This is a genomic window from Streptomyces sp. AC555_RSS877, from assembly GCF_019049245.1.
Lineage (GTDB): Bacteria > Actinomycetota > Actinomycetes > Streptomycetales > Streptomycetaceae > Streptomyces.
Genome location: NZ_JAGMUK010000147.1, coordinates 1 through 3109 on the forward strand (window position 1 = coordinate 1; position 3109 = coordinate 3109).

Consider the following 3109-nt stretch of genomic DNA (forward strand, 5'->3'; position numbering starts at 1 on the left):
TCGGCTGGCGCGTTTCCTGCGGGTGCAGGGGGTGGGTGCCGAGTCGGTGGTGGGTTTGTGTCTGCCGCGTGGGGTGGAGACGCTGGTCGGGATCCTCGCGGTGTGGAAGGCGGGGGCGGCCTATCTGCCGCTTGACCCGGGGCAGCCGGCGGAGCGGATCGCGTTCCAGCTGCGGGACAGCCGTGCGGTGCTGACGCTGACGACGGAAGAGATTTTGGATGGTCTTCCGGCGGGCCGGCATCGGCTGGTGGCGGTGGACGACGCGTTGGTGGTGATGCAGTTGGGGGCTGCTTCGGCGGCGGCGCCGGTGGTGGAGGTGCGGCCGGGGCAGGTGGCGTATGTGATCTATACGTCGGGGTCGACGGGGCGGCCGAAGGGTGTCGCGGTCACCCACGAGGGGCTGGCGAATTATGTGTCGTCGGTGCCGGCCCGGGTGGGGTTCGGGGGTCCGCACGGCCGGTTTGCGGTGTTGCAGGGGCAGGCGACGGACTTGGGGAACACGACGGTGTTCGCGAGTCTGGTGTGTGGGGGTGAGCTGCACTTCCTGGATGAGGAAGCGGTCACCGACCCGGGTGCGGTCCGCGGCTATCTCACCGAGCAGGGGATCGATTTCCTCAAGGCGGTGCCCTCGCATGTGGCGGCGCTGGGGGTGGATGCGGTGCGGTCGGTGCGGTCGCTGGTGCTGGGTGGTGAGGCGGCCTCGGCCGGGCTGGTCGGTGAGCTCCTCGCGGCGGCCGGTGAGGGTCGGTCGGTGTTCAATCATTACGGTCCGACGGAGACGACGATCGGTGTGGCCACGGCTGCGTTGACGGGCGTGCATGTGGCGTCCGGGGTGGTTCCGGTGGGCACGCCGGTGGCGAACACCCGGTTCTATGTGCTGGATCGGGCATTGCAGCCGGTGCCGCCGGGTGTGGTGGGTGAGTTGTATGTCGCGGGTGTGCAGCTGGCGCGGGGTTATGTGGGGCAGCCGGGGCTGACGGGTGAGCGGTTCGTGGCGTGTCCGTTCGGTGGTGCGGGTGAGCGGATGTATCGCACGGGGGACCGGGCCCGGTGGTCGGCGGACGGGCAGCTGGTGTTCTCCGGCCGTGCGGATGAGCAGGTGAAGATCCGTGGTTTCCGGATCGAGCCGGGTGAGGTGCAGGCGACTCTGGCCGCGCACCCGCAGGTCGGCCAGGTGGCGGTGGTGGCCCGGGAGGACACCCCGGGTGATGTCCGGCTGATCGCGTATGTGGTCGCTGATGACGAGGATGCTGATCCTGCCGCGTTGAGCGTCTGGGTGCGTTCCTTCGCGGGGGAACGTCTGGCGGACCACATGGTGCCCTCGGCGGTGGTGGTGGTGGACGCGCTGCCGCTGACGGGCAACGGCAAACTCGACCGCAGGGCCCTTCCCGCCCCCCACTACGCCACCGCGGCCGCCCGTTCGAGCCGGGGACCGTCCTCGGTGCAGGAGGAGATCCTGTGCCAGGCGTTCGCGCAGGTCCTGGGGGTGGACCAGGTCGGTGTGGATGACGACTTCTTCGTGCTGGGCGGGCATTCGCTGCTGGCGACCCGACTGGTGAGCCGGATACGGGTGCTGCTCGGCGTGGAAGTGGAGATCAGGACGCTCTTCGAAATACCGACCGTGGCAGGGCTGGCCGCGCGGCTGGCAGAAGCGGCCGATGCGCGCGACGCCTTGGTGCCGGTGGAGCGGCCGGAGCGGGTGCCGCTGTCGTACGGGCAGCGCCGGCTGTGGTTCATCGGCCAGCTGGAGGGCCCGAGCCAGACCTACAACAGCCCGGTGGCACTGCGCTTGGCCGGGCGGCTGGATCGGCAGGCGCTGAACGACGCCCTGCGGGACGTGATGGTGCGCCATGAGTCCCTGCGCACGGTCTTCCGGGTAGCGGACGGTGAACCGTACCAGCACGTCCTCGGCATGGACGAGATCGCCTGGGAGCTGCCCACCGACCGGCTCACCTCGGCCGAACTGCCCGACGAGCTCGCTCGGATCGCCGCGTACGCCTTCGACCTCGAGGCCGAAGTGCCGCTGAAGGCATGGCTCTTCGAGTCCGGTCCCGAGGAGCATGTGCTCGCGCTGGTGATGCACCACATCGCGGGTGACGGCTGGTCGACCGCGCCCTTGGCGCGCGATGTGTCGATGGCCTACGCGGCGAGGTGCGAGGGGCAGGCGCCCAAGTGGGAGCCGTTGCCGGTGCAATACGCGGACTACGCCCTGTGGCAGCGCGAGCTGCTTGGGTCCGAGGCGGATGCGGCGAGCAGGATGTCGCAGCAGGTCGCGTACTGGCGCGATGCGCTGGCGGGCGTACCGGAGGAGCTGGGGCTCCCGTTCGACCGGCCTCGTCCCGTGGTCGCCTCACACCAGGGGTTCTCGGCCGCGTTCGAGATGCCCGCGGAGTTGCACACGCGGATGCTGGAAGTAGCCCGTGCTGAGGGCGTGACGGTGTTCATGGTGCTGCAGGCGGCGCTCGCGGTGACGTTGCATCGGCTGGGTGCGGGGACGGATATCCCGATCGGGTCGGCGATTGCCGGGCGGACGGATGAGGCGCTGGATGATCTGGTCGGCTGCTTCGTGAACACGCTGGTGGTGCGTACGGACCTCTCCGGTGATCCGTCGTTCACCCACTTGCTGCAGCGGGTGCGGGAAACAGGTCTGCAGGCGTACGCGCATCAGGACGTGCCGTTCGAACAGCTGGTGGAGGAGCTGGCGCCGGCCCGGTCGCTGGCCCGGCATCCGCTCTTCCAGGTCGTTCTCACGATGCACAACACTGCGGAAGCCACCGTGGTGCTGCCCGGCCTCGACGTCGAACTGCTCCCGACCGATCGTCCGGCGGCGAAGTTCGACCTGGACGTGATGGTCGGCGAGACGTACGACACCGACGGAGCACCCGCGGGTGTGCGCGGTGCCGTGACGGTCGCGACCGACCTCTTTGACACCGAGACCGCTCAGGCGATCGCTGACCGCTGGGTCAGAGTGCTGGACCGGCTGCTCGCGGAGCCCGAGCAGCGGCTGTCAACGGTGGATGTCGTCGACCCGGTTGAGCGTCGGCGGGTGTTGGTGGAGTGGAATGACACCGCTGTGCCGGTGGCTGGTGTGTTGGTGCCGGGGTTGTTC

Annotated in this window: 1 protein-coding gene; it reads left to right on the forward strand. The window is 69.4% G+C overall.

Translation table 11 applies throughout. The features are described from left to right. On the forward strand, positions 1-3109 hold a 3109-nt coding region (locus KUM49_RS37875; RefSeq protein ID WP_217241511.1), incomplete at both ends, for a non-ribosomal peptide synthetase.